The organism is Thalassospira australica (assembly GCF_000763295.1).
Classification (GTDB): Bacteria; Pseudomonadota; Alphaproteobacteria; order Rhodospirillales; family Thalassospiraceae; genus Thalassospira; species Thalassospira australica.
On record NZ_JRJE01000020.1, the window covers coordinates 269039 to 295625 of the forward strand.

Annotated in this window: 26 protein-coding genes; 12 read left to right on the forward strand and 14 right to left on the reverse strand. The window is 53.3% G+C overall.

Translation table 11 applies throughout. The features are described from left to right. Positions 1-69: 69 nt before the first annotated feature. From JF44_RS0110360 to JF44_RS0110370, 3 genes are all read right to left on the reverse strand, one after another. Positions 70-1065 (reverse strand): helix-turn-helix transcriptional regulator, encoded by a 996-nt coding sequence (locus JF44_RS0110360; RefSeq protein WP_033068869.1) that lies wholly within the window; start codon positions 1063-1065, stop codon positions 70-72. A gap of 171 nt (positions 1066-1236) precedes the next feature. Further along, positions 1237-1812 carry a YdeI/OmpD-associated family protein gene (locus tag JF44_RS0110365; protein ID WP_033068870.1) on the reverse strand — a complete coding sequence of 192 codons (576 nt, stop codon included), beginning with the start codon at positions 1810-1812 and terminating at the stop codon, positions 1237-1239. 104 nt (positions 1813-1916) lie between these two features. Beyond that, positions 1917-2534: a TetR/AcrR family transcriptional regulator gene (locus tag JF44_RS0110370; protein WP_033068871.1), complete on the reverse strand. Its 618-nt coding sequence runs from the start codon at positions 2532-2534 to the stop codon at positions 1917-1919. A 141-nt stretch (positions 2535-2675) separates the two neighbouring features. Between JF44_RS0110370 and JF44_RS0110375 the strand changes: the two genes are divergently transcribed. The 10 genes from JF44_RS0110375 (at position 2676) to JF44_RS0110420 (ending at position 13298) form a co-directional block, all read left to right on the forward strand. Beyond that, on the forward strand, positions 2676-3764 hold the full coding sequence (locus JF44_RS0110375) for an extracellular solute-binding protein (RefSeq protein WP_033068872.1): 1089 nt from the start codon (positions 2676-2678) through the stop codon (positions 3762-3764). A gap of 144 nt (positions 3765-3908) precedes the next feature. Further along, positions 3909-4772: an ABC transporter permease gene (locus JF44_RS0110380; RefSeq protein WP_033068873.1), complete on the forward strand. Its 864-nt coding sequence runs from the start codon at positions 3909-3911 to the stop codon at positions 4770-4772. Between the two features lies 1 nt (position 4773). Then, complete coding sequence (locus JF44_RS0110385; protein ID WP_033068874.1) at positions 4774-5565, forward strand: ABC transporter permease; 792 nt, start codon at positions 4774-4776, stop codon at positions 5563-5565. Beyond that, positions 5562-6671 (forward strand): ABC transporter ATP-binding protein, encoded by a 1110-nt coding sequence (locus JF44_RS20680; protein ID WP_033068875.1) that lies wholly within the window; start codon positions 5562-5564, stop codon positions 6669-6671. The genes JF44_RS0110385 and JF44_RS20680 overlap by 4 nt, the downstream gene beginning before the upstream one ends. Continuing rightward, positions 6671-7402, forward strand: coding sequence for an MBL fold metallo-hydrolase (locus tag JF44_RS0110395; protein ID WP_156111654.1), 732 nt, complete (start codon positions 6671-6673; stop codon positions 7400-7402). The genes JF44_RS20680 and JF44_RS0110395 overlap by 1 nt, the downstream gene beginning before the upstream one ends. 68 nt (positions 7403-7470) lie before the next feature. Further along, entirely contained in the window at positions 7471-8895 is a 1425-nt protein-coding gene (locus JF44_RS0110400) for an aldehyde dehydrogenase family protein (protein ID WP_033068876.1), read from the forward strand. A gap of 180 nt (positions 8896-9075) precedes the next feature. Then, a complete protein-coding gene (locus JF44_RS0110405; protein ID WP_033068877.1) occupies positions 9076-9792 on the forward strand; it encodes a YajG family lipoprotein in 717 nt (238 codons plus the stop codon). A 185-nt stretch (positions 9793-9977) separates the two neighbouring features. Beyond that, positions 9978-10820, forward strand: a complete 843-nt coding sequence (locus JF44_RS0110410) for a tetratricopeptide repeat protein (protein WP_033068878.1) — start codon at positions 9978-9980, stop codon at positions 10818-10820. Between the two features lie 151 nt (positions 10821-10971). After that, the gene (locus JF44_RS0110415; protein ID WP_033068879.1) at positions 10972-12306 is read left to right on the forward strand and encodes a DUF2254 domain-containing protein; all 1335 of its coding nucleotides are present in this window, start codon (positions 10972-10974) and stop codon (positions 12304-12306) included. Between the two features lie 62 nt (positions 12307-12368). Continuing rightward, positions 12369-13298: an AraC family transcriptional regulator gene (locus JF44_RS0110420; RefSeq protein WP_202901499.1), complete on the forward strand. Its 930-nt coding sequence runs from the start codon at positions 12369-12371 to the stop codon at positions 13296-13298. A gap of 68 nt (positions 13299-13366) precedes the next feature. Here JF44_RS0110420 and JF44_RS0110425 read toward each other — a convergent pair whose 3' ends face one another. The 7 genes from JF44_RS0110425 to JF44_RS0110455 form a co-directional block, all read right to left on the reverse strand. After that, positions 13367-14722 (reverse strand): hypothetical protein, encoded by a 1356-nt coding sequence (locus JF44_RS0110425; RefSeq protein WP_033068880.1) that lies wholly within the window; start codon positions 14720-14722, stop codon positions 13367-13369. A gap of 158 nt (positions 14723-14880) precedes the next feature. After that, positions 14881-17535 carry an alanine--tRNA ligase gene (alaS, locus tag JF44_RS0110430; protein WP_033068881.1) on the reverse strand — a complete coding sequence of 885 codons (2655 nt, stop codon included), beginning with the start codon at positions 17533-17535 and terminating at the stop codon, positions 14881-14883. A 190-nt stretch (positions 17536-17725) separates the two neighbouring features. Beyond that, complete coding sequence (locus JF44_RS0110435; protein ID WP_033068882.1) at positions 17726-18238, reverse strand: GNAT family N-acetyltransferase; 513 nt, start codon at positions 18236-18238, stop codon at positions 17726-17728. After that, complete coding sequence (locus JF44_RS0110440; protein WP_033068883.1) at positions 18225-18368, reverse strand: entericidin A/B family lipoprotein; 144 nt, start codon at positions 18366-18368, stop codon at positions 18225-18227. The genes JF44_RS0110435 and JF44_RS0110440 overlap by 14 nt, the downstream gene beginning before the upstream one ends. A 228-nt stretch (positions 18369-18596) precedes the next feature. After that, positions 18597-18773, reverse strand: coding sequence for a DUF1328 domain-containing protein (locus tag JF44_RS20170; protein ID WP_033068884.1), 177 nt, complete (start codon positions 18771-18773; stop codon positions 18597-18599). Between the two features lie 218 nt (positions 18774-18991). After that, positions 18992-19132 (reverse strand): entericidin A/B family lipoprotein, encoded by a 141-nt coding sequence (locus JF44_RS0110450; RefSeq protein WP_033068985.1) that lies wholly within the window; start codon positions 19130-19132, stop codon positions 18992-18994. 198 nt (positions 19133-19330) lie between these two features. Next, positions 19331-20386: an alpha/beta hydrolase family protein gene (locus tag JF44_RS0110455; RefSeq protein ID WP_033068885.1), complete on the reverse strand. Its 1056-nt coding sequence runs from the start codon at positions 20384-20386 to the stop codon at positions 19331-19333. 152 nt (positions 20387-20538) lie between these two features. On the opposite strand from JF44_RS0110455, the gene JF44_RS0110460 reads away from it, so the two are divergent. Next, on the forward strand, positions 20539-21582 hold the full coding sequence (locus tag JF44_RS0110460) for a helix-turn-helix domain-containing protein (RefSeq protein WP_033068886.1): 1044 nt from the start codon (positions 20539-20541) through the stop codon (positions 21580-21582). 122 nt (positions 21583-21704) lie between these two features. On the opposite strand, the gene recA is transcribed toward JF44_RS0110460, so the two are convergent. The 3 genes from recA to JF44_RS0110480 all read right to left on the reverse strand — a co-directional run bounded on the left by recA (position 21705) and on the right by JF44_RS0110480 (position 24857). Then, on the reverse strand, positions 21705-22781 hold the full coding sequence (gene recA / locus JF44_RS0110465; protein ID WP_033068887.1) for a recombinase RecA: 1077 nt from the start codon (positions 22779-22781) through the stop codon (positions 21705-21707). Positions 22782-23390: 609 nt separating this feature from the next. Then, a complete protein-coding gene (gene nikR / locus JF44_RS0110475) occupies positions 23391-23870 on the reverse strand; it encodes a nickel-responsive transcriptional regulator NikR (RefSeq protein WP_033068986.1) in 480 nt (159 codons plus the stop codon). Between the two features lie 87 nt (positions 23871-23957). Further along, a complete protein-coding gene (locus JF44_RS0110480; protein WP_033068987.1) occupies positions 23958-24857 on the reverse strand; it encodes a DMT family transporter in 900 nt (299 codons plus the stop codon). Between the two features lie 157 nt (positions 24858-25014). Here JF44_RS0110480 and JF44_RS0110485 point away from each other — a divergent pair, with 157 nt between their 5' ends. Next, the gene (locus JF44_RS0110485) at positions 25015-25779 is read left to right on the forward strand and encodes a PH domain-containing protein (protein WP_033068889.1); all 765 of its coding nucleotides are present in this window, start codon (positions 25015-25017) and stop codon (positions 25777-25779) included. A 45-nt stretch (positions 25780-25824) separates the two neighbouring features. Here the strand turns inward: JF44_RS0110485 and JF44_RS0110490 are convergent, their stop codons facing one another. After that, entirely contained in the window at positions 25825-26508 is a 684-nt protein-coding gene (locus tag JF44_RS0110490; RefSeq protein ID WP_156111655.1) for a type 2 periplasmic-binding domain-containing protein, read from the reverse strand. Positions 26509-26587 lie beyond the last annotated feature (79 nt).

Genomic DNA, 26587 nt, shown 5'->3' on the forward strand with positions numbered 1-26587 from the left:
CAAACCTGCATATTTGGGCACGCGGTTCTGCACCTGTGTCATTTGGTTTCCGGGACTTCAATTGGTCAATCAATTGCTTTTGCGGTTAAGTGCCTGTGCCGGACTTTCGCCAAACCAGTCTCGATAGGACCGTGAAAAATTGCTTACATGGTTGAACCCGACGGCGGCGGCAACCTGTTTAACCGTCATTTCGCCGATTGCCAGCATTTCGCGTGCGCGCACCATGCGTTCTGATCGAATGAACTCGGCGCAGATTTTATCCGTTTCGCGCTTAAACAGGCTGTTAAAACGACTTTCGGTCACGTCAGCATCATCTGCTAACTGGGCAACCGAAAGCGGGGAGGCAAGACGTTGTGTGATCGTTGCAATGGCATCCTGAACAATTGTCTGTTCAAGCACACTTGGTTCAGGCGTATTTTCATCTTGTGAATGCTGCTGAATATAAGCATCAATCACCTCGGCGAGAAACAGGGTTGATAAACCTTCAAGCTTGAATTGACGGCCCTGCCCGATGACCTGTGCGGAAAACATTGCGCTGACGATGCTTCTGATTTTGTTGTTTACCCGCAATGGCCTGATTTCGATCGTTTCCGGGTCGTCCGATAAAAATCGATCAAGCACGTCGGGCAGAACATCCCCAAACCGGGCCTTGAGCGCATCAAGTTCAATACTCACGCCCGCATGGCGGATCAATTGCCCGCCCGGCAGTAAATAACGCGTGCCAACAGGATCAATCCGCATCATCAAGCCGATCTCTGATGACATGCTATGATCGCGCCCGCTTGGACACTTGAGATCAAGACTTCCGATAAGGTTCACCGATCCGGCAAGCCACCCGGCGGGAAGCGAGTTTTGAACGTCAAATCGGGAATCTTCACGCACATTCAATTCGGCACGATACAAACAAGTACCATTGCCAAAATCGATGCGTTCCAGCCGACCGCGCACACCGGGCAGCTCAAACAACTCACCGTCGGCAAGCCGAAGCTCACCAACATCAATGGCGGTTTCATTTTCCGAGACAAAGCCAAACGCATCCTGCGTCTGGTCATCCATCTGGCCCATGTTCACCCCAATCTGCCAACCATTCTGCGCCCAGCCTTATCATTGGTGGTATCGCACGTTATTTTGGTAATGTTGTTATTTATCATTCCCCAACAGGGCTGTCTGTGACGATGCGCACGTCAAATCACAAACGAAGGCAAACACAGATATAAAACACCGGATAACAATATTTTACCGGTCGTGCATACCTTTGCCTTGAAGGATTCTCGGGCGGTGTTTGTCGATCCGTGCCATGCGGGTTGCCGTTTGTTTAGCACCGGCGATAAACAAGCTATATCCGCGCTGTCGACCAGGTGTCAGAGCGTCAAACGCTGCTTTAAGCTCGTAATCCTGTTCAAGCCGTGCGATCAGTTCGTCAGGCAATTCAATTTCATCGGACTTTTCGACTTTAAGCCCGGCCTTTTCAATTTCGATGGCGTCGCAGACAAAGGCTTTGATACTGGCTTCCAAAGCAATGACATCGTCGACACTGTGAAACCTGATCTGACGCCCGGCATTTGAGTTTGGCCCAGGCGGGACAAGGATACCGTCAGGATTCTTAAGCAGCGCCCCCTTGAAAAACATCAGTGCAAGGAAGTTTTTCATACCCTGTATGATCGCGACGTTTTTGCTTTGATGAGAATAGCACGGCTTGCCCCATTTGAAACCTTCGTCCAGCCCGCATTCCTGCAAGATTTGACGAAGATGAAGCTGTTCATTACGCCAGTTTTCACTGTTTGCGAAGTACGTATCTGCCTGTGATCTCATGCCTACACCCTATGCCAGCGTCCACCATGTGAAAGTGGGCCAAACCTAGCAAAACACACGCATTGCGCGCAACCTTAGATGCGTTTACATGGCAACAAATTCGCCTAAACCTGCGACATCAATTTGATGAGAGGTACGCACTGACGTTCGACTTCGGCTTTGAGGTCTGCCTCGTCCATTTCCTCGTCTTTGACAAACTCGATGAACATCATGTTCACGTTGTTAAAAACAAGTTCACCCGTCGCGTCGCAATCCACATCCTTTCGCACGATGCCACGTGATTGCAAAGACCGGAACAGATCGCAAACCTGCTTGGACAGACGATGATCAAGGGCGGTATAGCGTTTCGAGAACGGCGTTTCGGGCTGCCCGATTGAAAGTGACATCGCGGTACGCCACATTTCTTTGGATAGATATGTCAGCGAATGATCATAATATTTGCCGATCAATTCCGATAATGCGTCGCTCACATTATCGAGTTCGCGACCAATCAATTCATCGCCTGCAGCAAGCACTTCCTCGACCTCCATCGAGACCGTGGCCATTAGCATATCGCCCTTGTTTTTATAGTAATTATAAAACGTTCCGACCGATACACCCGCCATTTCGGCAATGTCTTCGATGCGCGCACTGTCATAGCCGACCTGACGAAACAGGGTCGTTGCCGCCTCAAGAATACGGCGATTCTTGTCGGCTTTCTTTTGGGCGCGCAATCCTGACATTGTCACTCCGGAAAAATGAACGGGTTCAAAATTTACATTGACTCAAAAAATGAACGGGTTCAATATTTTTTCAAAGGTGCCGGAACGAGCATCGAAAACCCAATAACAAGGGAGGCCTCAATATGAAATCAGGGAGAGCCAATGTTTCGTCACGTCTCTACGGGGAAGACCCGCAATAAGTTTCTTGGCAGTGCTGCGACCTTTATTCTGGGCGCGGTTGCCATGGCGCAAAGCGCACACGCCACCGAAGAACTCAATGCACTTGTCTGGTGTGACCATACCGATCCGGCCTTGATCGCGCCGTTCGAGGAAAAATACGACGTCAAAGTCAATCTCAAGGAATATGAAGGCACGGGTGCGGGCCTTTCGATCATTGAACAATCCCGTCCGGGCGATTGGGATGTGTTTGTGATTGATGGCGTTGATGTCCATCGCGCAGTTGAAATGGATCTTCTGGCCGAAATTCCGGCCGATGCCCTGCCGACATCCGATCTCTTTTCCGACGTCGTGATGCCCGAAAACAACGTGGTCGATGGCAAGACATATGCCGTCACCGAAAAGTTTGGCTACAACACCATTTCGTTCGACAAAACCAAAGTCGATCCGAAAGACATGGAAGACATGTCCGTGATCTGGTCGGACAAATATGCCGGGCGGATTGCAGTTTATGATTATTACCTGCCGGTCATTGGCCTGGTTGGACTGGGTCTTGGCATTGATACAGCCGATCTTGACGCGGACGATATGGACGCAATCAAGGAAAAGCTGTTTGCAATGAAGAAGGCCTCCAAACAGGTGGGTGAGGTTGTGTCTTCACAGACCGCACTTGCCACAGGTGAGGTCGATATCCTTGTTGGTGGCGGTGAATGGATCACGGCGGTTCTGTCGGAAGACAAACCGAACCTTGATTGGGTCATCCCCAAACAGGGCGGCCTGCGCTGGGCTCAGTCGATTGCCGTTATGAAGGACTCCGAAAAGCCTGATCTTGCATTGAAGTTCGTGCAATACATCATGAGCCCCGAAGGTCAGGCCCGTCTGGCAACCTCGTCGTGTTATTGGGGGATGCCCGCCAACGCCAAGGCAGGCGAAAACCTGACCGATGCCCAGAAAGCAGCGCTTCGCTGGGATGATCAGGCCGGTTACCTCAAAAACTCGCAGCTTTATCCGATCCCGGATGCCGATCTCGATGCCGAGATGCAGGATGCCTGGGTCGAGATGCTCCAGCAGTAAGCATTCCCTTGTTTGCTGCCACCTGCCAATGCCCCGCTTTTTGCGGGGCATTGGTTCTGCTAAGCTCGCGTAACGGCGAGCCATACCTTCAAAGTTATAAAAGATCCGCAATCAGGATTTTTTGATTGCGAAAAGGACACCGCGATGGCGCATGCCAGCCTTGAAACACGCGAAAATCGCCGCGCATGGGGGTTTGTGACCCCGGCCCTGTTGTGGACGATCGCGTTTTTCGTCATTCCCTTCATTGTCATGGCAGCGATCAGCCTTGCGACCCGCAAGGGGCGCGAGATCGTCATGGCGTGGAATTTCGACAATTACATTGAATTTTTTGAAAAGGCCCATTTGCTTAAAGGGCTTTTTGTCTCGCTTGAGATCACCTTTACCGTCACCCTTATTTCAGTGATCCTTGCCTATCCGCTGGCATGGATCATTGCCGAACGGGTCCCGCAGAAATGGCAGCGCATGGCGCTTATCATGGCGATCCTGCCGTTCTGGACAAGTTATGTGGTGCGGTCCTACTCTTGGCTTTTGGTTCTGGCGCAAAACGGGGTGATCAACAACAGCCTGGTCTATCTTGGTGTGATTTCCGAGCCACTTGAACTTGCCAGCACACGTTCGGCCACCGTCATCGGGTTCGTGCATTTCTTTGTCATGCTACTAACGCTCACGATTTATGCCAATCTGGTGCAGATGCCGCCCAACTATCGCCGGGCTGCAGCCGACCTTGGGGCCAACGGTTTTCAGGTCTTCTGGCATGTTGTGTTACCGCTAACATTGCCGGGAATCATGGTCGGTGCGTTCCTGACATTCGTTCTGTGCATTGGCGATTACATCACGCCCCAGATCCTTGGCGGCAACAACGAACTGGCCCTGCCACAGGTCATCATGTTGCAACTCGGCCGCCGGGCCGACTTCCCGATGGCCGCCACCCTTTCGATCATTCTGATGGGGGTTGTGACACTGGCCTATATTGCCTGTGCACGCTGGCTTAGGATGGAGAGAACATAAAATGATCTCTTCACGCATTTCCAAGCTGCTGTCCTGGTCCTATCTGATCGCGCTGTATGGCTTTATCTTTTTGCCCGTCGCAGTACTTGTGCTGTTTTCATTTCAGGATGGCCGCCTGCCCGTGCCGCCATTTAACGGCGCGACCCTTAAATGGTATGGCGAGGTTTTTGCCGACAGTCGCCTGATGTCTGCCCTTGGCAATTCATTGATGGTCGCCATCGGGTCGGCATCGGTTGCCTGTGTGCTTGGCTTTTGTGCCGCATACGGGCTTGCCCGGTTTGTCCTGCCTGCATCGCGTTTGCAGCGTGGTCTTTTGATTGCACCAATGACAGTGAGTTACCTCATCATTGCTCTTGGCCTGTTGACCACATTTAACTGGATTGGCGTATCCCTGTCGCTTTGGACCGTGGGGATAGGTCATGTGGTGATCAATCTGCCACTGTGTTTTGCGATTATCTATGCCTCGATGGGGGATCACCAGAAGAACATCGAACGTGCGGCCCGCGATCTTGGGGCGGCGGAATGGCAGGTCATGACGCAAATCAGCGCGCCGATGCTGATGCCATCAATCCTTGCGGCATTTTTCCTGTCTGTAACCTTTAGTTGGGATGAATTCATCATCGCGTTTCTGCTGTCGCGTTTTGACGTCACCCTGCCGGTTGAAATCTGGAGCATGCTGCGTTCGGGGCTCAACCCGAAAACCAACGCGGTCGGAAGTGTTGTCTTCCTGGTATCGGTTGCGCTGCTGCTTCTCCTTGAATTGATTGTCTTTAGAAGGACGGCAAAGAAATGACCGCCCCTGTTTCCATTCGCAACGCCACCAAAACCTTTGGCGCCTTCACCGCCCTTGATGACGTCAGCCTTGAAATTTCGGCTGGTGAATTCATTGTCCTGTTAGGGCCATCGGGCTGTGGCAAAACCACCCTTTTATCGCTTTTGGGCGGTTTCCTGTCGCCAACCAGCGGCAGCATTGAAATTGCCGGACGCAATATGGCGGATGTCGCCCCTGCCAAACGTCCGACCACGACAATGTTTCAGGATTACGCCCTGTTTCCGCATATGACGCTCCGCGACAATGTCGCCTTTGGCCTTAAGATGCGCAAAGTTGCCAAGGCCAAGCGCCATGCCAAGGCCGAAGAACTTCTCGATATGGTCGGGCTCAAGACATCAGCCCACAAGAAACCACATGAATTGTCTGGCGGTCAGCGCCAGCGTGTTGCTCTTGCCCGTGCGCTTGCGGTTGAACCCGACGTTTTGTTGCTTGATGAGCCGCTTGGGGCGCTTGATCTGAAACTGCGCCGCCAAATGCAGGACGAGCTTAAAGCCATTCAAAAACGCGTCGGCACCACATTCGTTCATGTCACCCACGATCAGGAAGAAGCCATGGCGATTGCGGACCGGATTGTGGTGATGAATGCCGGCAAAATCGAAGATGTCGGCAGCCCGGAAAACATCTATATGCAGCCCAAATCGCTGTTTTCGGCGAGCTTCATGGGGGAAGTCAACTTCATCCCCGGCACGCTGGAGGCAAAATCCGACACCGCCCTGACCATCAAGACCGCCCTGGGCACGGTCGATATCCCCCCGTCTGATGACGCCCCCTTCAAACAGGGCACGTCTGTCACCCTTGCCATTCGCCCGGAACATTTCCGTGCGAGCACGGGGGCCGGTCCGCGCATCACACTGGGCAAAGCCAAGGTCGAAGACGGGTCATTCTTTGGCACGCATCACCGCGCGCATTTAAGCCCGCTTGATTATCCGAACATGACCATCACCGCACATATGCCTCAATCGGCTGTGATCGAGCCGGGCGCATGGGTGGAACTGACCCTTGATCCAACCACGGTCGTTGTCCTGCCCGACCATCCCGCCAATACACCTGTCGGGAGTACCGTGTAATGACGATGGAACATGCCAAACCCGAAGACTGGTACAGCATAAAAACCGTGGGTGATGACGTTACCTATATCGGCGAGCCGTTTATCGAAGAATTTTACCGTTGCAACATCTGGCATGTGCGCGGGCGCGATGGCGATATGCTGATTGATAGCGGCATGGGTGTTGTGTCCCTGACCGATTGGGTGCCCCTTGTCACCGAACGGGCGGTGCAGGCGGTTGCCAGTCACACCCATTTTGATCACATCGGTTGCCATCACGAATTCGAACACCGTGTTTGCCATCGTTGCGAAGCCGACCTTTTGGCTGCGCCGACCCGCAAAAACACGCTGGCCGATCCCTATGTCACCGACGAGATTTTTACAAAACTTCCCCCGCTTCCGTACTCATCGACCACCTATGCGGTAAAGGCCGCACCGGCCACGCGCATTGTCGAAGATGGTGATGTGATTGATTTGGGTGATCGCCATTTTGAAGTTATTCACACACCGGGCCATTCGCCCGGCGGTATCGCACTTTGGGAAAAGGCGACCGGCATCCTGTTTTCCGGCGATATCGTGTATGACGGCCCCTTGATTGAAGACACCTATCATGCAAATGCAGCCGACTATGTGCGGTCCATGGAACGGCTTTATGATTTGCCGGTTCGGATCGTGCATGGCGGGCATTTTGCCAGTTACGACGGCCACCGCCACCGCGAAATTATAAAGAACTGGCTGGAAAAGCGGACCTGAATTACGCACCACCACTTCCCGATAAACACGTTCCAGCCCGACACCCCAAACGCTCAGGAAGCTTTCCCATGGATAACGCAGGCAAATTTTACATCAACGGAAAATGGGTTGATCCGATTTCTTCGGAAAAGATGGATGTCATCAACCCGGCCACTGAAGAGGTCATCACGCAAATCACGCTGGCCTGCGAAGAGGACGTCGATCTTGCGGTTGTCTGCGCCAAGCGTGCCTTTGAAAATTACAGCCAGACCAGCATTGAGCAGCGCCTTGAATGGCTTGGAAATCTGCTTTCGATCTATACGCGCCGCTATAAGGAAGTTGCAGATACCATCACTGCGGAACTGGGCGCGCCGACGACCATGTCCCATGAACAGCAGGCCGCTGCGGGTGTCGACCACCTTGAAGATTTCATCGTCGCGCTCAAAAAGCTCCAGGTCGAAGAAACGCTTTATAACGGCGAACTTCTTCTGCGCGAACCCATTGGGGTGTGCGGCCTGATCACGCCGTGGAACTGGCCGATCAACCAGATCGTGCTCAAAGTTATTCCGGCGCTTGCCACGGGATGTACCTGTGTGCTGAAACCGTCTGAATTCACCCCGCTCAATGCCATGCTTTATGCCGAAATGATCGATGAGGCAGGCTTCCCGGCCGGTGCGTTTAACCTTGTTCAGGGTGCAGGGCCGGTTGCCGGTTCAACCCTGTCGTGTCATCCCGACATCACCATGATGTCCTTTACCGGATCAACCCGTGCGGGCAAGGCGATTACCAAGGATGCCTCGGAAAACATCAAACGCGTAACACTTGAGCTGGGCGGAAAATCCCCCAACATCGTTTTTGATGATGTCGATGTCGAAGATCGCATTGCCTGGAGCGTGAATGCCGTCTTCAACAATTCCGGCCAGACCTGCGATGCGCCAACCCGTATGCTGGTGCAGCGTTCGATCTATGACGATGCGCTTAAAATCGCCAAACGCGTTGGTGAAAATGCATCGGTCGGCGACCCGACCAAGGACGGCGATCACATCGGCCCGCTGGTCAGCCACATTCAGTATGACCGTGTGCAAACCCTTATTCAGGCGGGCATCGACGAAGGTGCAACCCTTCTTGCCGGTGGCACAGGAAAGCCCGATGGGACCAATGAAGGCTATTTTGTCAAACCGACCATCTTTGCCGATGTGAACAACACGATGCGCATCGCCCGAGAGGAAATCTTTGGCCCGGTGGTTTCGATCATCCCGTTCGACACCGAAGAAGAAGCCATCAAAATCGCCAACGACACGCCCTATGGTCTTGCCGCCTACGTCCAGACCCCAGACCCCGAAAAAGCCAACCGTGTTGCGCGCAAGCTCAAAGCGGGAATGGTACTGCTGAATGGATCGTCCCCCCGCGCAGGCAGCCCGTTTGGCGGTTACAAACAATCGGGCAACGGACGCGAAGGCGGCCTGTTTGGGCTTGAGGACTTCATGGAAATCAAGATGATCCACAAGCTTTGATTTTTAGATCCCGGGTCCGGGTACTGTCAAAGATGGTGCCCGGAATCTTTTGCGCGGATCACCCGATACATCTGGCACAAAAAAACTATCCGTTTGCGCGAAATCCCCCAATTTCGAATAGTTTACCTTTTCCTTTCAGATACTTAAGAATTGTATCAGACGTGAGGAAAGGGACACTCAATGATCAAAAACATCGTCGCTCTTGTCGCATTAGCGATGCTTGCTGGTTGCGTGACCGCAGCCACACAATTCGAACAAGATTTTTCTGTTGGACAAATGGTATCGGGCAAAATTGTCGTCCCTCAGGGAGACATCCTTTTACCACCGGGTGACTGGACAATTGTTGGAACGTCTATCTCGCACAACAATCACTATCAGTCATTTGGCCACACGGCACTTGCGCGCATTGAAGATGACGGCAATCTGAACGGTCTGGTTTTTGTGATGACCGCATTGGAAACGCCGCTGGGCTTTTCATTCTACTCATCTTCCCACTGCACCCCTGACGACAGAGATATCTATTTTGAAGAAATTGCCGATCAGCATATGGGCAAACAGCTTTGCTTCTTTATCGACAATTGGTCCATGTGGCCCGATGGCGAGCAAGAGGGCGTATATCTTCAAGCGCATAACTATTTCATATCGCATGGGATTGAACGTCCCGACAGCATGTTGTTCTCTGTTCATCGAGTAGTGCGTCGCAACAAACTTATGATTGCGGAATACGGCTTCGATTTTCGCGAACCAGTTCCCGTCGCAATTCCTGACTACACACCGAAAGACACCTCGGTGACGAAGGAACTGTTCAACAATCCGCGATGGCAAAAGAACCTCGACAATGTGATCGCATGGTCACGCGAAAACCATCAAAGGATCGCAAGTGAATTTCTTGATTAACTGATCACTGTAAAAGTCCCCTTTTGAAAGGGGACTTTTTTGTGCCTTGGCATAGCGTGCCCCAGCACATCGCTGCCCCATATGAAACAGGGCTGGTAATGATTTCCGGCGGCATTATAATCCCATCGTTAATCGATAAATCTAGGGCCTGAACAACAGACCCAGTATGGATTGGGAGACCACCTATGAATGCAATGTCCTTTTCCGACATGGGGCTTGCAGCCTTGAAAAGGCGACAGTTTGACGCAGCCATTAACATGCTGCGTCAGGCACTTGGCGAAGATATGGATAATCTTGCCGCACGCTTTGGTTTGGCACGGGCCCTTCACGAAAAAGGTTCGATTGTCGAAGCACTTGGCGAATACCGCACGGTGCTGCAATCTGATGGGGGCCACGAAGAATGCCTGCATCACATTGCACGCGCCCTGCTGCAAAATGGCGATGCACGTAGCGCCCTGAACCATGTTGATATCCTGCTCCGTAGCACGCCAACCAATCCGGACTTCCTGACCCTGCGTGGTCAGGCATTGATTGCGCTTGAACGTCATGATGCCGCACTTTCGGCCCTTCAATCGGCAGCCCATCACAATCCGGGGTCGGAAACCATCCATCGCCTGATCGCCAAATGCCATCGCACCCATGAGGATTTCGAAAGCGAACGGCGTGCGGTCGAACAACTGCTTCGCATCAACCCGTCATCGCTGAGCGCATCCAACGATCTTGGTGTCATCAATCTGCGTGAAGGCCATCTGATCGCAGCATTCGAGGCGTTTGAACAAATCCTTTCTCAAGATGCCACTCACCCGCAGGCAACCCTGAACCGCGCCATTGCCCTGACCGTCATGGGCGGGATGGATCATGACGCGATCTGGAACCGCGTGATGGTAGTCAGTGGCGAAATGGATGACATCGAAGATATCCGCGCCCTTGCCAATGATCTTGCGAAACGGCCCGACAATGCCCGTAAAAACACCCCCGAAGCCGAGGTCCTGATCGCCAAGGCCGCCATCGAAGAGATCGATATTTGACCTGATCTGTTGGCTTTTCACTGACGGTCCTGCCGCTCAACCAAGCCGGGCAGGAACCAGATGCCATGATCGGCGTTTAATTATATGATGTCCGTGCGTTTTCCCGATCCGGATCGCGCAACACTATTTGGCCCGAAAGGGGTTTTGCATCATGGTTCAACGCCTGATCCGCATCTGGGAATTTCTGGCCTACAGCCTTTGGGTATCGCCGTTGCTGTTTGCATTGGGCGGGGCTACTGTTGCCATCGGGGCCATGACCCTTCCACAAGATGCCTTGCACGATATCCTGCCGGGCTTTGGCGACATCGAAACAGTTCGAAGCCTGCTTCAAACCTTGCTCGCGACGCTTGTCACCATGACGACCTTTGCCCTGTCGATCACGATGGTGGTGCTGACCCTTGCGGCCGGGTCCCTTGGTCCGCGCATGATCCGAAATTTTATGGGCGACAGCAAAACCCAGAATGCGCTTGGTATTTTTGTCGGCAGCATTCTGTTTCTGATCACGTCCCTTGTGATGATGGGAAGCACCCCCAAAACCGCAATGATCCCAAATCTTTCTACGGCCCTGGGGATCGCGCTGTTCGTCATCAGCGTTTTTGTCCTGATTCTGTTTGTCCATCATCTTGGCCGATCCATCGTCGCGGACGAGGTCATTCAGCGGATCGGCAAAAACCTTGAAGAAACCATTCAATCAGTTTGCGCAACCCTTGCCGATCCGATCAAGGCTGCCCAAAAGGCCCAAACCGCCCTGCCCGACCCGCAAGGCATCTCCAAAGATCAGGCCATCTCCATCAGCGCATCGGGCTATGTGCAAGGCATTGATTATGAAAAGATATGCGAGGTTGCGGCAAAGACCGACACCCGCGTCTCGCTGGTCGTCCGGGCCGGGCAGCATGTGTTGGCAGGCGATATCATCGGGCAGATAGATCCGCTTGAAAAAGGTGGCTCTGGCAATAATATCGACCAATGCCATGCAGATATCCTTGAGGCGATCATGATCGGATCGCATCGAACCGCGATGCTTGATGTCGAGTTCGCCCTGCGCCAGCTGGTCGAGGTCGCCTTGCGCGCCCTGTCACCGGGCATCAATGACCCGTTTACTGCGATTGCTGCGGTTTATCGCCTTGGCCGTGCCCTTCCGCATGCCATGCAATTCGGCTACCCGGTTGGCATCTGGCATGATGATCAGCATGAAGTCCGGTTAAAAGCACTGCTGTCAGACTTCGAAGGAATGCTTGGGGCGGCCTATGATCAGATCAGACAGGCGGCCGCTACAAAGCCCGACGTTCTCTTGCCGATGGCAGAAGTTCTTGAAAGCCTGATGCGTCAGGCACAATCCGAAACCCAGCGTGATGCCTTGCGCGCCCATGCCCGCATGATCGCAAGCACCGCCAAACGCAACATCCCCGAAGAAAATGACCGCGAAGCCGTGGTTAGCGCCGCCACCCGCGTTTTGCATCATCAGGACCCTGAACCAAAATCCTGAATGCGAAAAACGCATCAACCGCAAGAATGGTCAGGCAATCCTTTCCAATAGCGGGCACAGTCATGCCATCAAATCAGCCCCACGCCCGCCCGAAAGCGATGCCAATGACCAACCGCCCGCAAGATCCCCTGCTAGCCCGATTTTCCCGTGTCATCGCCCATATTGATGCCAACCCGAACAATCCGTTGGACTTGGCGGAACTGGCCGGAATTGCGGGTTATTCACCGTTTCATTTCCATCGCCAGTTCGCCGCCCTGTTTGACATTACCGCAACCCGATATGTCCGCCTGGTCCGGATGCGCCGTGCGGCGCACAGCCTGTTGTTTCGTAAAAGTACGTCGATCACGGACATCGCCTTTGATGCCGGGTTCGAAAATGCGGAATCCTTTTCGCGCGCCTTTCGCAAACTGCATGCTCAAAGCCCGTCCGACTTTCGCAGGCATCCCGATTGGGATGGATGGCAAACCCCATATGAAAAACTTAAGCGGGTTCGGAGAGATACCATGCCCATTGACGCAACCAGCACGATCACAATCATCGATTTTCCGGAAACCCGAACAGCCTGCATGGACCATATCGGCCCGCCTGGCCGGATTGGCGAAACCATTCAGCGTTTCATTGCCTGGCGCAAGATCCATCATTTGCACCCGTCAAAACATGCGACCTTCAATATTCTCTGGTGCAATCCCGAAGACACCCCGCCAGATGCGTTTCGCATGGGTCTTGCTGTTGCCACCAACCAAAACCTGACAGATCAAGACCGCGAAACGGGACTGACCCGCATAACCTTGCCAGCCGGGCGCTATGCCAAGCTGCGTCATATCGGCAGTGATCAGACACTTGGCGACAGCGCGCTTGCACTCTATCGCGACTGGCTGCCGCAAAGCGGCGAAACGCCAGGTGACTTCCCGTTGGTTTTCCAGCGGATCGCATTTTACCCCGATGTTGCCGAGCATGAGGCGATCACGGATATCCTGTTGCCGCTCGCCTGATCATCAATCCTCAGACAAAAGAAAAGGGCCCCAACCGGGCCCCTTAAATCCATCAGATCTTTGAACGCCTAGCTATCCAAGGCCATCTCTTCGGCTTCTTCTTCAAGTGCATCGACACTCACATCACTTGAACCATCGCGCTTAGACTTAATCTTCGGAGGAGACTTTCTCCAAGCGACTAGGTTCTGGCCAACCTCTTGATAAAATTCAGGAACAATCTGTTCTAGCAGCGCAATGAAGTTGGTCTGCTGGGTGAATTTGGCACCGAGTCTCCGTGACAGAAGGATATGGAACCCAAGGACTTGCATTCCCTCTTTACCCGTTTCGGAAATAGCTACGTCTTCCCGAAGATCGTCTAACGGATACAGGGTGGGCTCACTACTTCCAGGCCACATCAACCGAATATGAATGTCCGGGGTTTTTACTGTTTTCAACTGTCTAAGCAACCAGTTGACTCGCGCCTTCGTAGATTTTTTGTCCTCTGGTGCTCTCAGGAACATCTCAACCGAGATAGTGCGTGTCATCAGGTTCGCATAAATCTCCACCGGAGACGCTGCATCCGGAACAATCAGAGTAGCGCCAAGGCGCTTTGTTTCTCTCAGACTTGCGAATTCTTCCTTAAGTCTCAAATTGGGGTCATCCAGATGCTTTCGATGTAGCTTTTCTCGCACCAAAGCCTCGGTTTTGCGGGTCAAAATCAAGGAAAGGTCGCGAGTTTCTTGGTGCCAAGCTTCGAGAACTGCGAGCGCCGCTTCAGATTTGGCCGGAATCGCCTCTGATGCAGACACCAGCTTGTTTAACTCAGTCCACTCCGGCGGCATTCGATCGAAGCCTTTGATCCCGGTGCTTTCATGGGTCAAAAAACGCTTTAACTCATTTAGTAGATAAAGCTGATCGGGATCGGCAATCTGTTCATTGCTGATCAAGAGGTCTGCTGTCGTAAGAATAAACATCCAGGACCAATGGTAGACCGGAATTTTTGAACGACTTTTCCTGACCGAGTGTAACGGGTGGTTTTCTGGCCGAGTTGTGAATTGATTGGAAATTGTTATTACACAATCCAAGCCATGCAGTTTCGCCAAGTTGCGATATCGATCCACTTGATCGTCATCAAGCAAGTTTGACCCCACCTTTGTCTCGATAAGAGCACGCCATTCACGCTTGCCGGTCCGCACAATCAATAAACCATCAGGCCTATCTTTTGACGCGGCCTTATCGCCAGCGAAAACGATCTCTGTAAAGGCCTCAACCGACGCCGTTTTACCAACGCGCAGATTGACAGACTTCAAAAGACTTTGCCCGAACTCATATATGCTGGTCAGGCAACTGAGGACAATGGCAGTCGTTCTTCCCTCTTTGGAAGTAGTAGCGAGTACAGGAAACAGACGAGCAGCTTCACCTTGCGATAAATAATCCGGCTTCATTTTTACCCCCCTTTTACCACAACCAAAGGTTATATCTCGCCGCACCTAACATGCAACCCAAAGATACATTTCAAGCGAGGATATATTCCAGACTTGCAAAGCAAAAAGGGCCCCGGTTGGGGCCCTTTTAATTCATCAGACTTTTGGCTGGTGATCGCTTATCCGGCGATATGTGCCTCGATCGCGGCCAATGCCGCATCAGCCTGCGACGGATCGGAACCGCCGCCCTGTGCCATGTCCGGACGGCCACCGCCGCCCTTGCCACCGAGTTTTTCAACACCGATGCGGACAAGGTCAACCGCGCTGTATGTGTCCTTGAGGTCTTCGGTCAGGCCAACAACGATGGAGGCTTTGCCACCATCACCGGAAACAAGTGCCACGATGCCTGATCCCATCTGATCGCGGAGCTCATCGACCATGCCCTTAAGTTCCTTGGCCGGAATACCGTCAAGCGAACGCAGCGCCATTTTGACGCCATTGACTTCCTTGAAGGCATCGCCGCCCGATGCAGCGCCCGAACCAGCCGTTGCCAGCTTCTTGCGCAGATCGGAAACTTCGCGTTCGAGACGGCGACGTTCTTCCTGCAGCGCCTTGACGCGGGCGGGGATGTCTTCGGGAACGGCTTTCAGGTCTGCAGCAACCGAGGTCAGAACATTTTCGCGTGCCGACATATATTTCGCGGCATCGGCACCGGTCAATGCCTCGATACGGCGCACACCGCTTGAAACCGCCCCTTCGGACACGATTTTGAACATGCCGATATCACCGGTGCGTTTGACATGCGTCCCGCCGCAAAGCTCAAGCGAATAGGCATGTTCGTTGGCGACTGGCTTGCCCATGGAAACAACGCGGACTTCATCGCCGTATTTTTCGCCAAACAGCGCCATCGCGCCCAGCTCGATCGCCTCGTCCGGGGTCATCAGACGGGTGGTGACTTCGCTGTTTTCGCGGATCAGGCTGTTGACGTCTGCTTCGATCACTGCGGCTTCCTCGGCTGTCACAGCCTTGGGGTGCGAGATATCAAAACGCAGGCGATCAGACGCAACCAACGAGCCCTTCTGGGTCACGTGATCACCAAGATGCTTGCGCAGAACCGCATGCAAAAGGTGGGTTGCCGAATGGTTGGCGCGCAGGGATGAACGACGGGTATGGTCCACGCGAAATTCCGCAGCATCGCCAACCTTAACCTCGCCCTCGGCGATCTTGCCAAGATGAACATGCAACGCCCCCAGTTTTTTCTGGGTATCGGTGATTTCAATGATCGCGCCGTTTTCGGTTTTGATCACACCGGCATCGCCCTGCTGACCACCGGACTCCCCAAAGAAGGTGGTCTGGTTGGCGATAACGGCAACTTCGTCACCCTTTGATGCCGATTTGACTTCGGCACCGTCCTTGATGAGCGCGGTTACAACACCTTCGGCCGTTTCGGTTTCATAGCCGAGGAATTCGGTCGCGCCATCACGGTCGTTGATGTCAAACCAGACTTCCTCGGTCGCGGCTTCGCCTGAACCGGACCAGGCCGCGCGTGCCTTGGCTTTCTGTTCTTCCATGGCCGTGGTGAAACCGTCTTCATCAATGCCGATTTTGCGTTCTTTGAGCGCATCAGCCGTCAGATCAAGCGGGAAGCCATAGGTATCATAAAGCTTGAATGCGACATCGCCCGAAAGGGTCGCGCCTTCTTCCATGTCACCGGTCGCGTCATCAAGCATCTTAAGCCCGCGATCAAGCATGGTTTTAAAGCCTTGCTCTTCAAGCTTAAGCGTTTCTTCGATCAGGGCCTGCGCACGAACCAGTTCCGGGAAGGCACCGCCCATTTTGCGCACCAGCGACGGGACAAGTTCATACATCACCGGGTCCTGCGTTCCGATCATATGCAGGTGGCGCATTGCGCGGCGCATGATACGGCGCAGAACATTGCCACGACCGGCATTGGACGGCAGTACGCCATCGGCAATCAGGAAGCTGGTCGAGCGCAGATGATCGGCAACCACGCGGTGCGACACATTATGCGGGCCATCGGGGTCTGAATTGGTGGCGTCTGCTGATGCTTCGATCAGCGCGCGCATCAAATCGATGTCATAGTTGTCGTGCTTGCCCTGCAGGACAGCGGCAATACGTTCCAGACCCATGCCGGTATCAATGGATGGCTTGGGCAGGTCAACGCGTTCGCCGTTTGCCAATTGCTCGTACTGCATGAAGACGAGGTTCCAGATTTCAATGAACCGGTCGCCGTCTTCTTCCGGGCTGCCCGGAGGGCCACCCCAGATATGGTCGCCATGGTCAAAGAAGATTTCCGAGCACGGACCACACGGACCGGTATCGCCCATCGACCAGAAATTGTCCGAGGTCGGGATACGGATGATACGGTCATCGGAAAGACCGGCGATCTTTTTCCAAAGACCATGTGCTTCGTCGTCGGTGTGATAGACCGTCACCAGAAGCTTGTCGGCTGGAAGACCGTATTCCTTGGTGATCAGGTTCCAGGCAAATTCAATCGCGTCTTCCTTGAAGTAATCGCCAAACGAGAAGTTACCGAGCATTTCAAAGAAGGTGTGGTGACGTGCGGTACGCCCGACATTTTCAAGGTCATTATGTTTGCCCCCGGCGCGCACGCATTTCTGCGAGGTCGCTGCACGGGAATAGTCACGCTGTTCCTGACCGGTGAAAACGTTCTTGAACTGAACCATCCCGGCATTGGTGAACATCAGGGTAGGGTCATTGCGCGGCACCAGCGGGCTGGAGGAAACGGTTTCATGGCCGTTCTTGCGGAAGAACTCCAGAAATGTGGTGCGGATATCGTTGACGGTCTGCATATCTCTCCAACCCGGAAAACGCGGAACAATAGCATCCGCCTCATTGGCGGACGGACTGCCCTATTTAGCGGCTCGGCCCTGCGCTGTCCAGTCAGGCGAAAGAAGTCCGCGATATTTGCCGCAAGTTTTCCGAAATTAGACGATCAGATGACGCCCTCATGGCTTTGGCCTGCGAGAGATTCCAAACCGGTCAAAGCAAAAAGGTGAATCGGTTTCGGTTCATTGCTTCGACAAACCCGGTCGGTTCAAACCCAAGCCGCAGCAATAATTTCCCGGATGGTACGTTTTGGGGATGGGCAAATGCCGTCAGTTGCCTGATCGCGGTGTTATCACGTGCGTATGCAAGTGCAAACGCAGCCAATTCATGGCCAAATCCCTGCCCCCATGCGACGGGCGCAAAGTAATATCCAAGTTCCGGCCCCCAACCGGGATCGAACGGATCGGTATAAAGCCCGCCCCAGCCGATGATATCACCCGTGCCGCGCACCCGAACCACCCAAGGCGCGAAACCGTCGCGGCGTCTGAACCACTCATGGACCAGAACGCGCTTGCGACAGGCGGCAAAGCTTTCATCACAATGGGTAAACCGCATGGCGTTGCGATCCCCCAAAAAGGCATAAAGTTCGGGGATATCTGCCTGCGTTGAGGCCGCAAGTTCGAGACGATCTGTCTGAAGGGTCACGCCCGGACTAGTCGTTTGCACTGTCCTGGATCGTTTTGCCAAGGTTTTCCATGTCACGCCCAAACCCTTCTGCGGTTTCGCATGCGCCAAGGGTCAAGCCAAAACCAACAACCATCATGACAGCGACAAAACGTTTGATAATCGTTTCCATAGTTCCTGGATGCTCCGTTGACGTCAGACTTTCGGGCATATTACCCGCTATTTGGGACCGTATTTTGACCTGTGGTGAACAGCGGCGCAACTGTTATCCCCCTTGCCCGGCAACGTGATTGAAACCCCATTTTACAGAAAAAAGGACGCCAAACGGCGCCCTTTTAGATAATCGGATTAAGTGATCGGAGCGGTGAACGTGTCATGCTCCGGCCTCTATTGCGTCGCATTACACCGGGGGGCGACGTCCGCGAAAGGCATTGACCAGCAGCGAAACAACGAAAAGCACCAGAAAAACAAAGAACAGTATTTTCGCGATGCCAACGAACGTGCCCGCAAGACCACCAAACCCAAGAACGGCGGCGATCAAGGCCAGCACAAGACAGAAAATTGCCCAACCAATCATTTCTCATCTCCTAGAAGATATTGCTCGTGTCCCGGATTGTTTTTCCGGTCTTTTGCATTCATAGACGGTGTCTGGATCGGCCCGGCTGACAGGCTTTTTGGCCTGTCAGCCGGGGGCGCACAAATCGACAGATACCCATTGGGGAGGAAGTAGGTATCGCGTCGCGCAGCCAATTGCCGATCACATCAACAGCAGGCGTCGTTCAGAGCAGAATATGCTTAGTTAGATTCTTCCTGAATGGCTTCGCCAGCGTCCTCGACATCTTCGCCAAAGCCTTCGGCGGTCTCACAGGCAGCAAGGCCAAGACCCATGCCCGAAATCATCAGAATCGCGAAAATCTTTTTCATCATGTTCGACATATTCATTCTCCAGTTTTCTCGACGGTGAAGTTCGTCACACCAAGTCAAACGGAAGAAACCGAAAGTTGTTCCGCAAAAAGTTTGACAACTTGCTGTTCTGATAGAAACAGGGTGGGCAGAAGCCTTTGTTTTCTGCCCATTCTGGCCGATCGTGACTATTTTGGGGCACGACGGCCAGATAGGGTTTTGGTCGTCACTTTATCCAGCCAGCGACAGAAACCGGACAATTTCATCAATGATATCCTGATGGATTTTGCCACGATCTGTGCCTTCTGGGTCCGAGCAAATCGGGTCATCATCCATTTGCGCCAAAAGTTCTGCTGCACCGGGAACACATTCCGCCAGAAATGTCAGATGATTGGCTGGCGAAAAAACTGCCAGTTGGGCATTGCCAAGCCGTGCGAGGATATTGCTTCCATTGGGGCCAACATCGGCAGCACGCCAGCCGTGTTCGCGACCAAGACGGATAAACAGGATATCTTCATCAATCCCATCAAGGCTTTCGGATTTCACCGCATCAGTCATGCCGGGTTCGATTGCGACAATACTTGAAATCCGCGGATCAGAATGGGTTGTTTCAAAATCATCGGGCAAATGATCCAAACGGACCCCACCTTTGGCAAGGAATGCACAATCCTGGGCATTATCCTGAAATTCCGCGCAATAATCGCCATAGGCATCGCGATCAAACTGCACCCCCGCAAGGTTGAGAACCGTTGTTCCGCCAAGCGAAAAGCCAACTGCCGAAATGCGATCCGTATCGATGTAAGGTGCAAATTCCGGGTTCGAAAGGACCTGATCGAGGGTGGCGGTGATGTCCATCGCCCGCACGCCAAGTTGCACGGTGCGGCGCGGTGATGAATCCCCCGATGTGGTTCCGGGATGATTAACAGCAAGCACAATTGCCCCGCGCAAGGCCAGCGCCGATGACAGCCACCCAATGCCATCCATGTTCCCCCCCGAACCATGCGACAGCAAGACCAGCGGGTATTTACCCGGCGCAATTGCCGCACCGATATAGGCATCGACACTTTGCCAAATCGCACTTTTGCCCACTGGTGCGCGATAAATATGCGTGCCCGCCGGATACCAGATCGATGCGGCAAGCGGTCTAGAACGATGCGCGGCACTGACATCAAACCGGTCATATCCGGCCCATTGTTTGGGGGCGTTGTCACCTGCATGTGCCGATACCGGCACGAGACTTGCGAAAAGGCCAAGGGCAACGATCATCGCAGAAGTTACGTGTTTCATGATTTCAATCCTTGTTTTAGGGTTAACCAGATTGAAATTGCTGCTGTTTTTGCGATGTGGCGTCCTCGAACCGGTTTAAGGACGTGCAAAACCGGTTTTTGAACCTGCCATGTCACCAGAAAACATCCGGCAACCACAGGAACCCACCCGACATGATCGCATTACCCGTCCCGATGATTGTTGCACTGTTGCTGGGTTTCGTGTTTGTGCGCGCAGTGATCTCGGATCGAATGCCCGGAATGCTCGCGGCCCTGCTGCTGACATGTGCGGTGCAAAGTTTGCTGGTTTCACTGGTGCACTATTACGGGATGAGCGAACTTCGCATGATCCAGCCAATCACCGCGGCGATCATCCCGGCCCTGACATGGGTTGCCTTTCTTGACAGCAGCATTCGTGCACACTTCCGGCGCATGGATTGTATCCATTTTGGCGTGCCCGTGATCATGGCTGTTGTGGTGACACTCGCGCCTGTATTGATTGACCCCCTGTTGGCGGGAATCTTTGCCGGATATGGAAGTGCGATCTTGCTTGCCTTGCATCGTCAGGGCGATGACCTTGCCAATACACCGCTTGGCGCGGGACATGTTCCGGCCCTGATCTGGCGGGTAATTGCCGTTGCGCTGATCATTTCGGCCATCAGTGACGCCCTGATCACGGCAACGCTCAATTATGGTCTTCCCGATGCGCCGGGCATTATCCTGAGCGTGTTCTCGTCACTTGCGCTTTTGACGATCGGGTTTCTCGCCCTGTCACCCGACATTGCGATGCGACGGCCTGAAAATTCTGGAACGCCCGCCGCAGAAACCAGCGACACCAGCCCTGCCCCCAGCCCTGCCCCCAGCCCTGCCCAAAGTAACATTCCGGTACAAACGATCATGGCTGAACTTGAGACACTGGTCGTAGAGCGGCAATTATATCTTGATGCGGATTTGACCCTGGCCCGTCTGGCCCGGCGGCTTGGCTATCCGTTAAAACAGGTCTCAACAGCCATCAACGCCGTCACGGGTGAAAATGTTTCGCGTTACATCAACAAGTTCCGGGTTGACCATGCGTGCGGCGAACTTGCCAAAGGCGAAACCGTCACCACCGCCATGCTGGCAAGCGGATTTAACACCAAGTCCAACTTCAATCGCGAATTTTTGCGCATTACCGGCGAAACACCAAGCCAGTGGCTGCTTAAGACCCGGCAACACTAATTCAGATCCACCGACTGCCCACCATCGCCAAGGGAAACACCCAGGGCCTTTTGCAGGCAATGCGCAGACATGAAAAAACGGGCGCACAAGGCGCCCGTTCTGTTGATTTGGTCCGGTCTGACCTATGCGTCGTCATTCACCGGATTGTCTTCGTTCATATTGGTCATGGCCTCGGCGATCAGACCGGCACTTTCGCGGATGCTGGTTTCGATCTCGTGGGTCATTTCCGGATTTTCGCGCAAAAAATTCTTGGCGTTTTCACGGCCCTGACCGATCCGGGTCGAGTTGTAAGAGAACCACGATCCTGATTTTTCAACGATGCCCGCCTTCACGCCAAGATCGAGGATTTCCCCCATCTTGGAGACACCTTCGCCATACATGATGTCGAATTCGACCTGCTTGAAGGGCGGTGCCATCTTGTTCTTGACGACCTTCACACGCGTCTGGTTGCCAACGACCTCGTCACGGTCCTTGATCTGGCCGATACGGCGAATATCAAGACGGACAGAAGCATAGAATTTAAGCGCGTTACCACCGGTGGTGGTTTCCGGGCTGCCAAACATCACGCCGATCTTCATACGGATCTGGTTGATGAAGATCACCATGCAGTTCGACCGCGAGACCGAACTGGTCAGCTTGCGCAGCGCCTGACTCATCAAACGCGCCTGCAGACCGACATGGGTGTCGCCCATTTCACCTTCAAGTTCGGCACGCGGCACAAGGGCCGCGACCGAATCGACAACCAGAACATCAATCGCGCCAGAACGCACCAGCGTATCGGCGATTTCAAGCGCCTGTTCACCGGCATCGGGCTGCGAAATCAGAAGATCGTCGGTATTTACGCCCAGTTTGCGGGCATATCCCGGATCAAGCGCATGTTCCGCATCGACAAATGCGCAAGTCCCGCCAAGCTTCTGGGCTTCGGCGACCGTGTGCAGGGCCAATGTGGTTTTACCCGAACTTTCCGGACCATAAATTTCAACAATACGGCCCCGTGGCAGACCACCGATGCCAAGCCCGATATCAAGACCAAGCGAACCGGTTGAAATTGCGGAGATATCAACGGCGCTTTCCCGCTGACCCAGCTTCATAATCGAACCTTTGCCAAATGCCCGTTCGATCTGCCCAAGGGCGGCTTCGAGTGCCTTCTGCTTATCCATAGTATCCTTATCCACCAAATGCAGCGCGGTCTGAATCATTGCTCGAACTCTCTTATTCCACAGGGCCGGGTCGGATGCAACGCAGGCGGTTCCCCGGACCTAGATGCGGAACGCCACCGCTAGAATGTCTTGCCTGTTGCCGCAGACTGCACCTGCGTTCTTTTTGACAACACAAATGAGAACATAATGCGAACAATCTCATAGAATTTCAGATGTTGCAAGTTTGTTCTCATCTCCAAGCGCGTAAAATGCGTTTGGCAACCTTCGGTGAAAAATCCCCTGGCACCGCAGTCCATGCACCCGATTTTACAATCAGGCTGTACGGCCATGCTGATCACGCCAAAGGGCATGTGCATCAAGATCAGTTGAATGCGGAATTTTGGACGTATTGCATATTTATATGGACCGCCTGCACATGGTGCTTGGCCCGACAATGTGTATGGTAAATCTATCGCGTCCCAACGCGTATCCTTCAGGGGATGGGAGGTGATGCTATCAAGGGCTTTGCGGTTTTGAGAGCCGCCGCAAGGTAAATTGAACGGCACCCTCCCGACACCTGTTTTAAATCCACAATCCCGTTTACATCTGTAACATATCCGGTCAAATCCAATGAGCTGCCCACCGCAACCGGGTATGACGCAGGTATCATCACGTTGTGATTTTCAGGTGCTCGTGCTTGTGGGCCTGTCCATGCGGATCATCCCCGTGAGGATGGGATTCAACATGCAACTCGCCGGGAACAGAATAAAGCTGCCCGTGACGCACCCCCGGCTGGGCCAGAACCTTGTCGGCAAACGCCCGAATTTCCGAAAGCTTGCCACGCAGCGTCACACTTTCAAGACAGGTGTCATGATCAATGTGGAAATGCACGGTCGAGACGGTCAGGTTGTGATGTTCGTGCTGGGTGCTCATCAAACGTGATGCCAGCATGCGTTCTTCATGATCATAAACATAGTTCAGCACCGCAATGCCCACACCATCGGCATTTTCTTCAAGCTTGGTATTCTGAAGCTTTTCACGGATCAGATCCCGAAACCCTTCTGACCGGTTGGTATAACCGCGACTGTCGAGAAAGGCGTCAAAGGCCTCCATCAAGTCATCTTCAATGGATACGGTTATACGGGTCATGGCGCTGTCCTGATCTTCTTGTGCGGCGTTGGGCAAACTCTATCCGATTGACGCTAAAGTCAAAAGAGGCAGTTGAGCGTTTTCATCCTAATTGGCAAACAACAGGGCCACCCCGGCAAAGGCCAGACAGGTTCCCGCGACCGCCTGCCAACCGACAGGTTTGCGCAAAACGGCCCCTTCATAGACAATCAGCAAAACCGGCGGCAAAGCCATCAGCGTCGATGCAATGCCGACGTTGGCATTCTGCACGGCCAACATCGAAAGCCACACCCCCACGGCTGGCCCGATCAAAGCGCCCAGAAACAACCATTTGCCCACATCGGGAGCAATGCATGCGGTAACAGTCCGTCGAACACGGCCCAGAACCAAAGCAACACCCCACATCGCCAAAACTGCAACCAGCGTTCTGATCCAGGTCGCCGACAGCGCGGAATAGCCATCAATCAATGCATATTTCGCCGTAATCAGATTGGCAACCTGCCCAACCGCCCCACCAAAACCAAACAGAATCCCGACAACATACTGACGCCCGCCGAGCCCCAGCGGACGGCCCTTTTTGCCCAGAATGACCAAAAGAACACCGCCGACCCCACAGGCAATGCCAGTGATTTCAATCGGGCGCAGGGTTTCACCAAACAAAAGCCAGGCCAGAAGTGCCCCCATGATCGGGACTGTCGACATCAACAACATCGACAGCCGCGCGCCAATCATGACGAAGGCCTGAAACAGCATGGCATCGCCGATCACAAGCCCCAGAATGGATGACAACGACAACCAGCCCATCTGTTCCCAGCTAACACTGCTTGGCCAAGGATGCCCTTCAAGAATCCAGTGCAGAACTGTCAAACACACAATCGAACAGGCCAGCCGCCCGCGATTGACTGTTTGCGCGCCAGCCTTTCCACCGATATTGGAAAAGATCATGCTTGATGTCGCCCAACAGAGCGCAGCGGTAAAGGCGGCAGCTTCGCCAAACAAAGGGATCATGGGGCGCGTTTCCGAGTTTTGTTCTATTGCCGGTTTTTCACCGGATTGGTCGCGGGGCACAACCGGTTATCCATAAGCGTGATTTTGCTGGTGTTTGCAATTGCGATTTTTCCTGCGCACCGTATGTTCATGAAAACATCCCACCAAGGATACAATGATGAGCAAGGCGCAGCAGGACGACAGCACCGGAAAACCGTTCAAGGGCATTCGTCGTCATCTTCAGGACGGCGAAGTGGTGATCATGGATTTGCCGATTTCACCGGTGTCGGTTCTGATCCCCGGACTGATCAAAATCATCTGGATCGCGGTCCTGATCTACGCATCGTATCACTGGCGCGAAATCTATGATTTTCTGATGCCGGAATTCAAAAGCCTTCTGACCGGCCCCGAAGCGTTTGCCGCCCTTGATCAGATTTGGGAAGACTATCAGTTCGTCTTTTCCTTTGCCCTGATCGGTCTGATCCTGGCGGGCATCATGATTGTGTGGAAAATCATGCGCCGTGCTCTTGGGGTCTCAACCCAGGCAGCGATGGACAGCATTCTGCTGCCACTCACCGCCATTCGCGATCTGTTTTTCTTTGAACGGGTGATCACCAACAACCGGATCGTGACGCGCAGTGGCGTCCTGCGCAAAGATCAGGATGACCGTGGGTTTGAAGCCATCAAATCTACAAAGATCAGCAAAAGTGTCGTTGGCAATATTTTTGACTATGGCGATCTGCATATCACCGACCGCCTCGGGCACAGCTTTACACTTCATCAGGTCACCCGCCCCGAAGATGTTGCCAAAACCCTGTCGGATTTCTTTGGCCGGGTACACGCCAAACGCGATCAGACAGCCCCCATCGACATCACCCATCGAGGCCGCGATGATTTGATCGAGGACACTCAATCAAATTCGCTTTCAGGCCCGCAAGGGTGACGTGTTAGGATACACCTTCACAATATTGCGGTTATGCTGCCACGCCTATTGCTGCATTGCATTAATGTAAAATTGCGGTCCGTTCCGATGATAGGCCGCAACGGCCTGATCTAGTGAAGACAATTGGCCGGATTTTTCGCGGCTAATCCACATATAAAATTTCTCGATACCTTGCTCATGCACAAATTCTGGCGGTATCTGGCTTTCATATAAATTGAAAGTGGCGCCATCCATCAGGATAGCATCAAGCCGTTCATTCAACAGCATGGCAACCATGACATCGAAACTGGGCAATCGAACCCGGTTGGTAACATTCTTTGAAAACTGGTTGTGCCATATTGCGCCAAGCAAGATGCCCAGACTGGTATCTTTTAAATCAGCAAGGGTCCTGATGTCATCATGACGGCTGATAAGGAGCCGTTGCGTTCCGCCGATTGCAGTCGGAATACGGATAAAATCGCCGTCCTTACCCGGATTGTATTGCGCAATCCGCAAAATTTCCCCGTCTATTCCTCCGCTCAGGAGGGTTTCTGTCGACCGTTTGTTCGGCAAATATTTTATCGAAGCGCATATGTCGTGATATGCCATCACCAGCATGAACATTTGACCGGCATTTCGACCTGTCACGTCATCCGGAGCACCGAAGCGCAAACATTCCTCAGCCTTTGTTGCCTGGCCCGGCATCATCACATACAGAAACCACAAGACTATTCCAAAGAATAGCTTCATCAAATATCTCTCACTCTGGTATTTCCTTTTTACTACCCGGGCGAAAATATGATGCTGCAAGAATGCACTCAGGGGTGCG

Coding starts and splice junctions, on each gene's coding strand:
- JF44_RS0110360 (WP_033068869.1), bottom strand. CDS start 1,065: ATGGGCCAGATGGATGACCAGACGCAGGATGCGTTTGGCTTTGTCTCG.
- JF44_RS0110365 (WP_033068870.1), bottom strand. CDS start 1,812: ATGAGATCACAGGCAGATACGTACTTCGCAAACAGTGAAAACTGGCGT.
- JF44_RS0110370 (WP_033068871.1), bottom strand. CDS start 2,534: ATGTCAGGATTGCGCGCCCAAAAGAAAGCCGACAAGAATCGCCGTATT.
- JF44_RS0110375 (WP_033068872.1), top strand. CDS start 2,676: ATGTTTCGTCACGTCTCTACGGGGAAGACCCGCAATAAGTTTCTTGGC.
- JF44_RS0110380 (WP_033068873.1), top strand. CDS start 3,909: ATGGCGCATGCCAGCCTTGAAACACGCGAAAATCGCCGCGCATGGGGG.
- JF44_RS0110385 (WP_033068874.1), top strand. CDS start 4,774: ATGATCTCTTCACGCATTTCCAAGCTGCTGTCCTGGTCCTATCTGATC.
- JF44_RS20680 (WP_033068875.1), top strand. CDS start 5,562: ATGACCGCCCCTGTTTCCATTCGCAACGCCACCAAAACCTTTGGCGCC.
- JF44_RS0110395 (WP_156111654.1), top strand. CDS start 6,671: ATGACGATGGAACATGCCAAACCCGAAGACTGGTACAGCATAAAAACC.
- JF44_RS0110400 (WP_033068876.1), top strand. CDS start 7,471: ATGGATAACGCAGGCAAATTTTACATCAACGGAAAATGGGTTGATCCG.
- JF44_RS0110405 (WP_033068877.1), top strand. CDS start 9,076: ATGATCAAAAACATCGTCGCTCTTGTCGCATTAGCGATGCTTGCTGGT.
- JF44_RS0110410 (WP_033068878.1), top strand. CDS start 9,978: ATGAATGCAATGTCCTTTTCCGACATGGGGCTTGCAGCCTTGAAAAGG.
- JF44_RS0110415 (WP_033068879.1), top strand. CDS start 10,972: ATGGTTCAACGCCTGATCCGCATCTGGGAATTTCTGGCCTACAGCCTT.
- JF44_RS0110420 (WP_202901499.1), top strand. CDS start 12,369: ATGCCATCAAATCAGCCCCACGCCCGCCCGAAAGCGATGCCAATGACC.
- JF44_RS0110425 (WP_033068880.1), bottom strand. CDS start 14,722: ATGAAGCCGGATTATTTATCGCAAGGTGAAGCTGCTCGTCTGTTTCCT.
- alaS (WP_033068881.1), bottom strand. CDS start 17,535: ATGCAGACCGTCAACGATATCCGCACCACATTTCTGGAGTTCTTCCGC.
- JF44_RS0110440 (WP_033068883.1), bottom strand. CDS start 18,368: ATGGAAACGATTATCAAACGTTTTGTCGCTGTCATGATGGTTGTTGGT.
- JF44_RS20170 (WP_033068884.1), bottom strand. CDS start 18,773: ATGATTGGTTGGGCAATTTTCTGTCTTGTGCTGGCCTTGATCGCCGCC.
- JF44_RS0110450 (WP_033068985.1), bottom strand. CDS start 19,132: ATGTCGAACATGATGAAAAAGATTTTCGCGATTCTGATGATTTCGGGC.
- JF44_RS0110455 (WP_033068885.1), bottom strand. CDS start 20,386: ATGAAACACGTAACTTCTGCGATGATCGTTGCCCTTGGCCTTTTCGCA.
- JF44_RS0110460 (WP_033068886.1), top strand. CDS start 20,539: ATGATCGCATTACCCGTCCCGATGATTGTTGCACTGTTGCTGGGTTTC.
- recA (WP_033068887.1), bottom strand. CDS start 22,781: ATGATTCAGACCGCGCTGCATTTGGTGGATAAGGATACTATGGATAAG.
- nikR (WP_033068986.1), bottom strand. CDS start 23,870: ATGACCCGTATAACCGTATCCATTGAAGATGACTTGATGGAGGCCTTT.
- JF44_RS0110480 (WP_033068987.1), bottom strand. CDS start 24,857: ATGATCCCTTTGTTTGGCGAAGCTGCCGCCTTTACCGCTGCGCTCTGT.
- JF44_RS0110485 (WP_033068889.1), top strand. CDS start 25,015: ATGAGCAAGGCGCAGCAGGACGACAGCACCGGAAAACCGTTCAAGGGC.
- JF44_RS0110490 (WP_156111655.1), bottom strand. CDS start 26,508: ATGAAGCTATTCTTTGGAATAGTCTTGTGGTTTCTGTATGTGATGATG.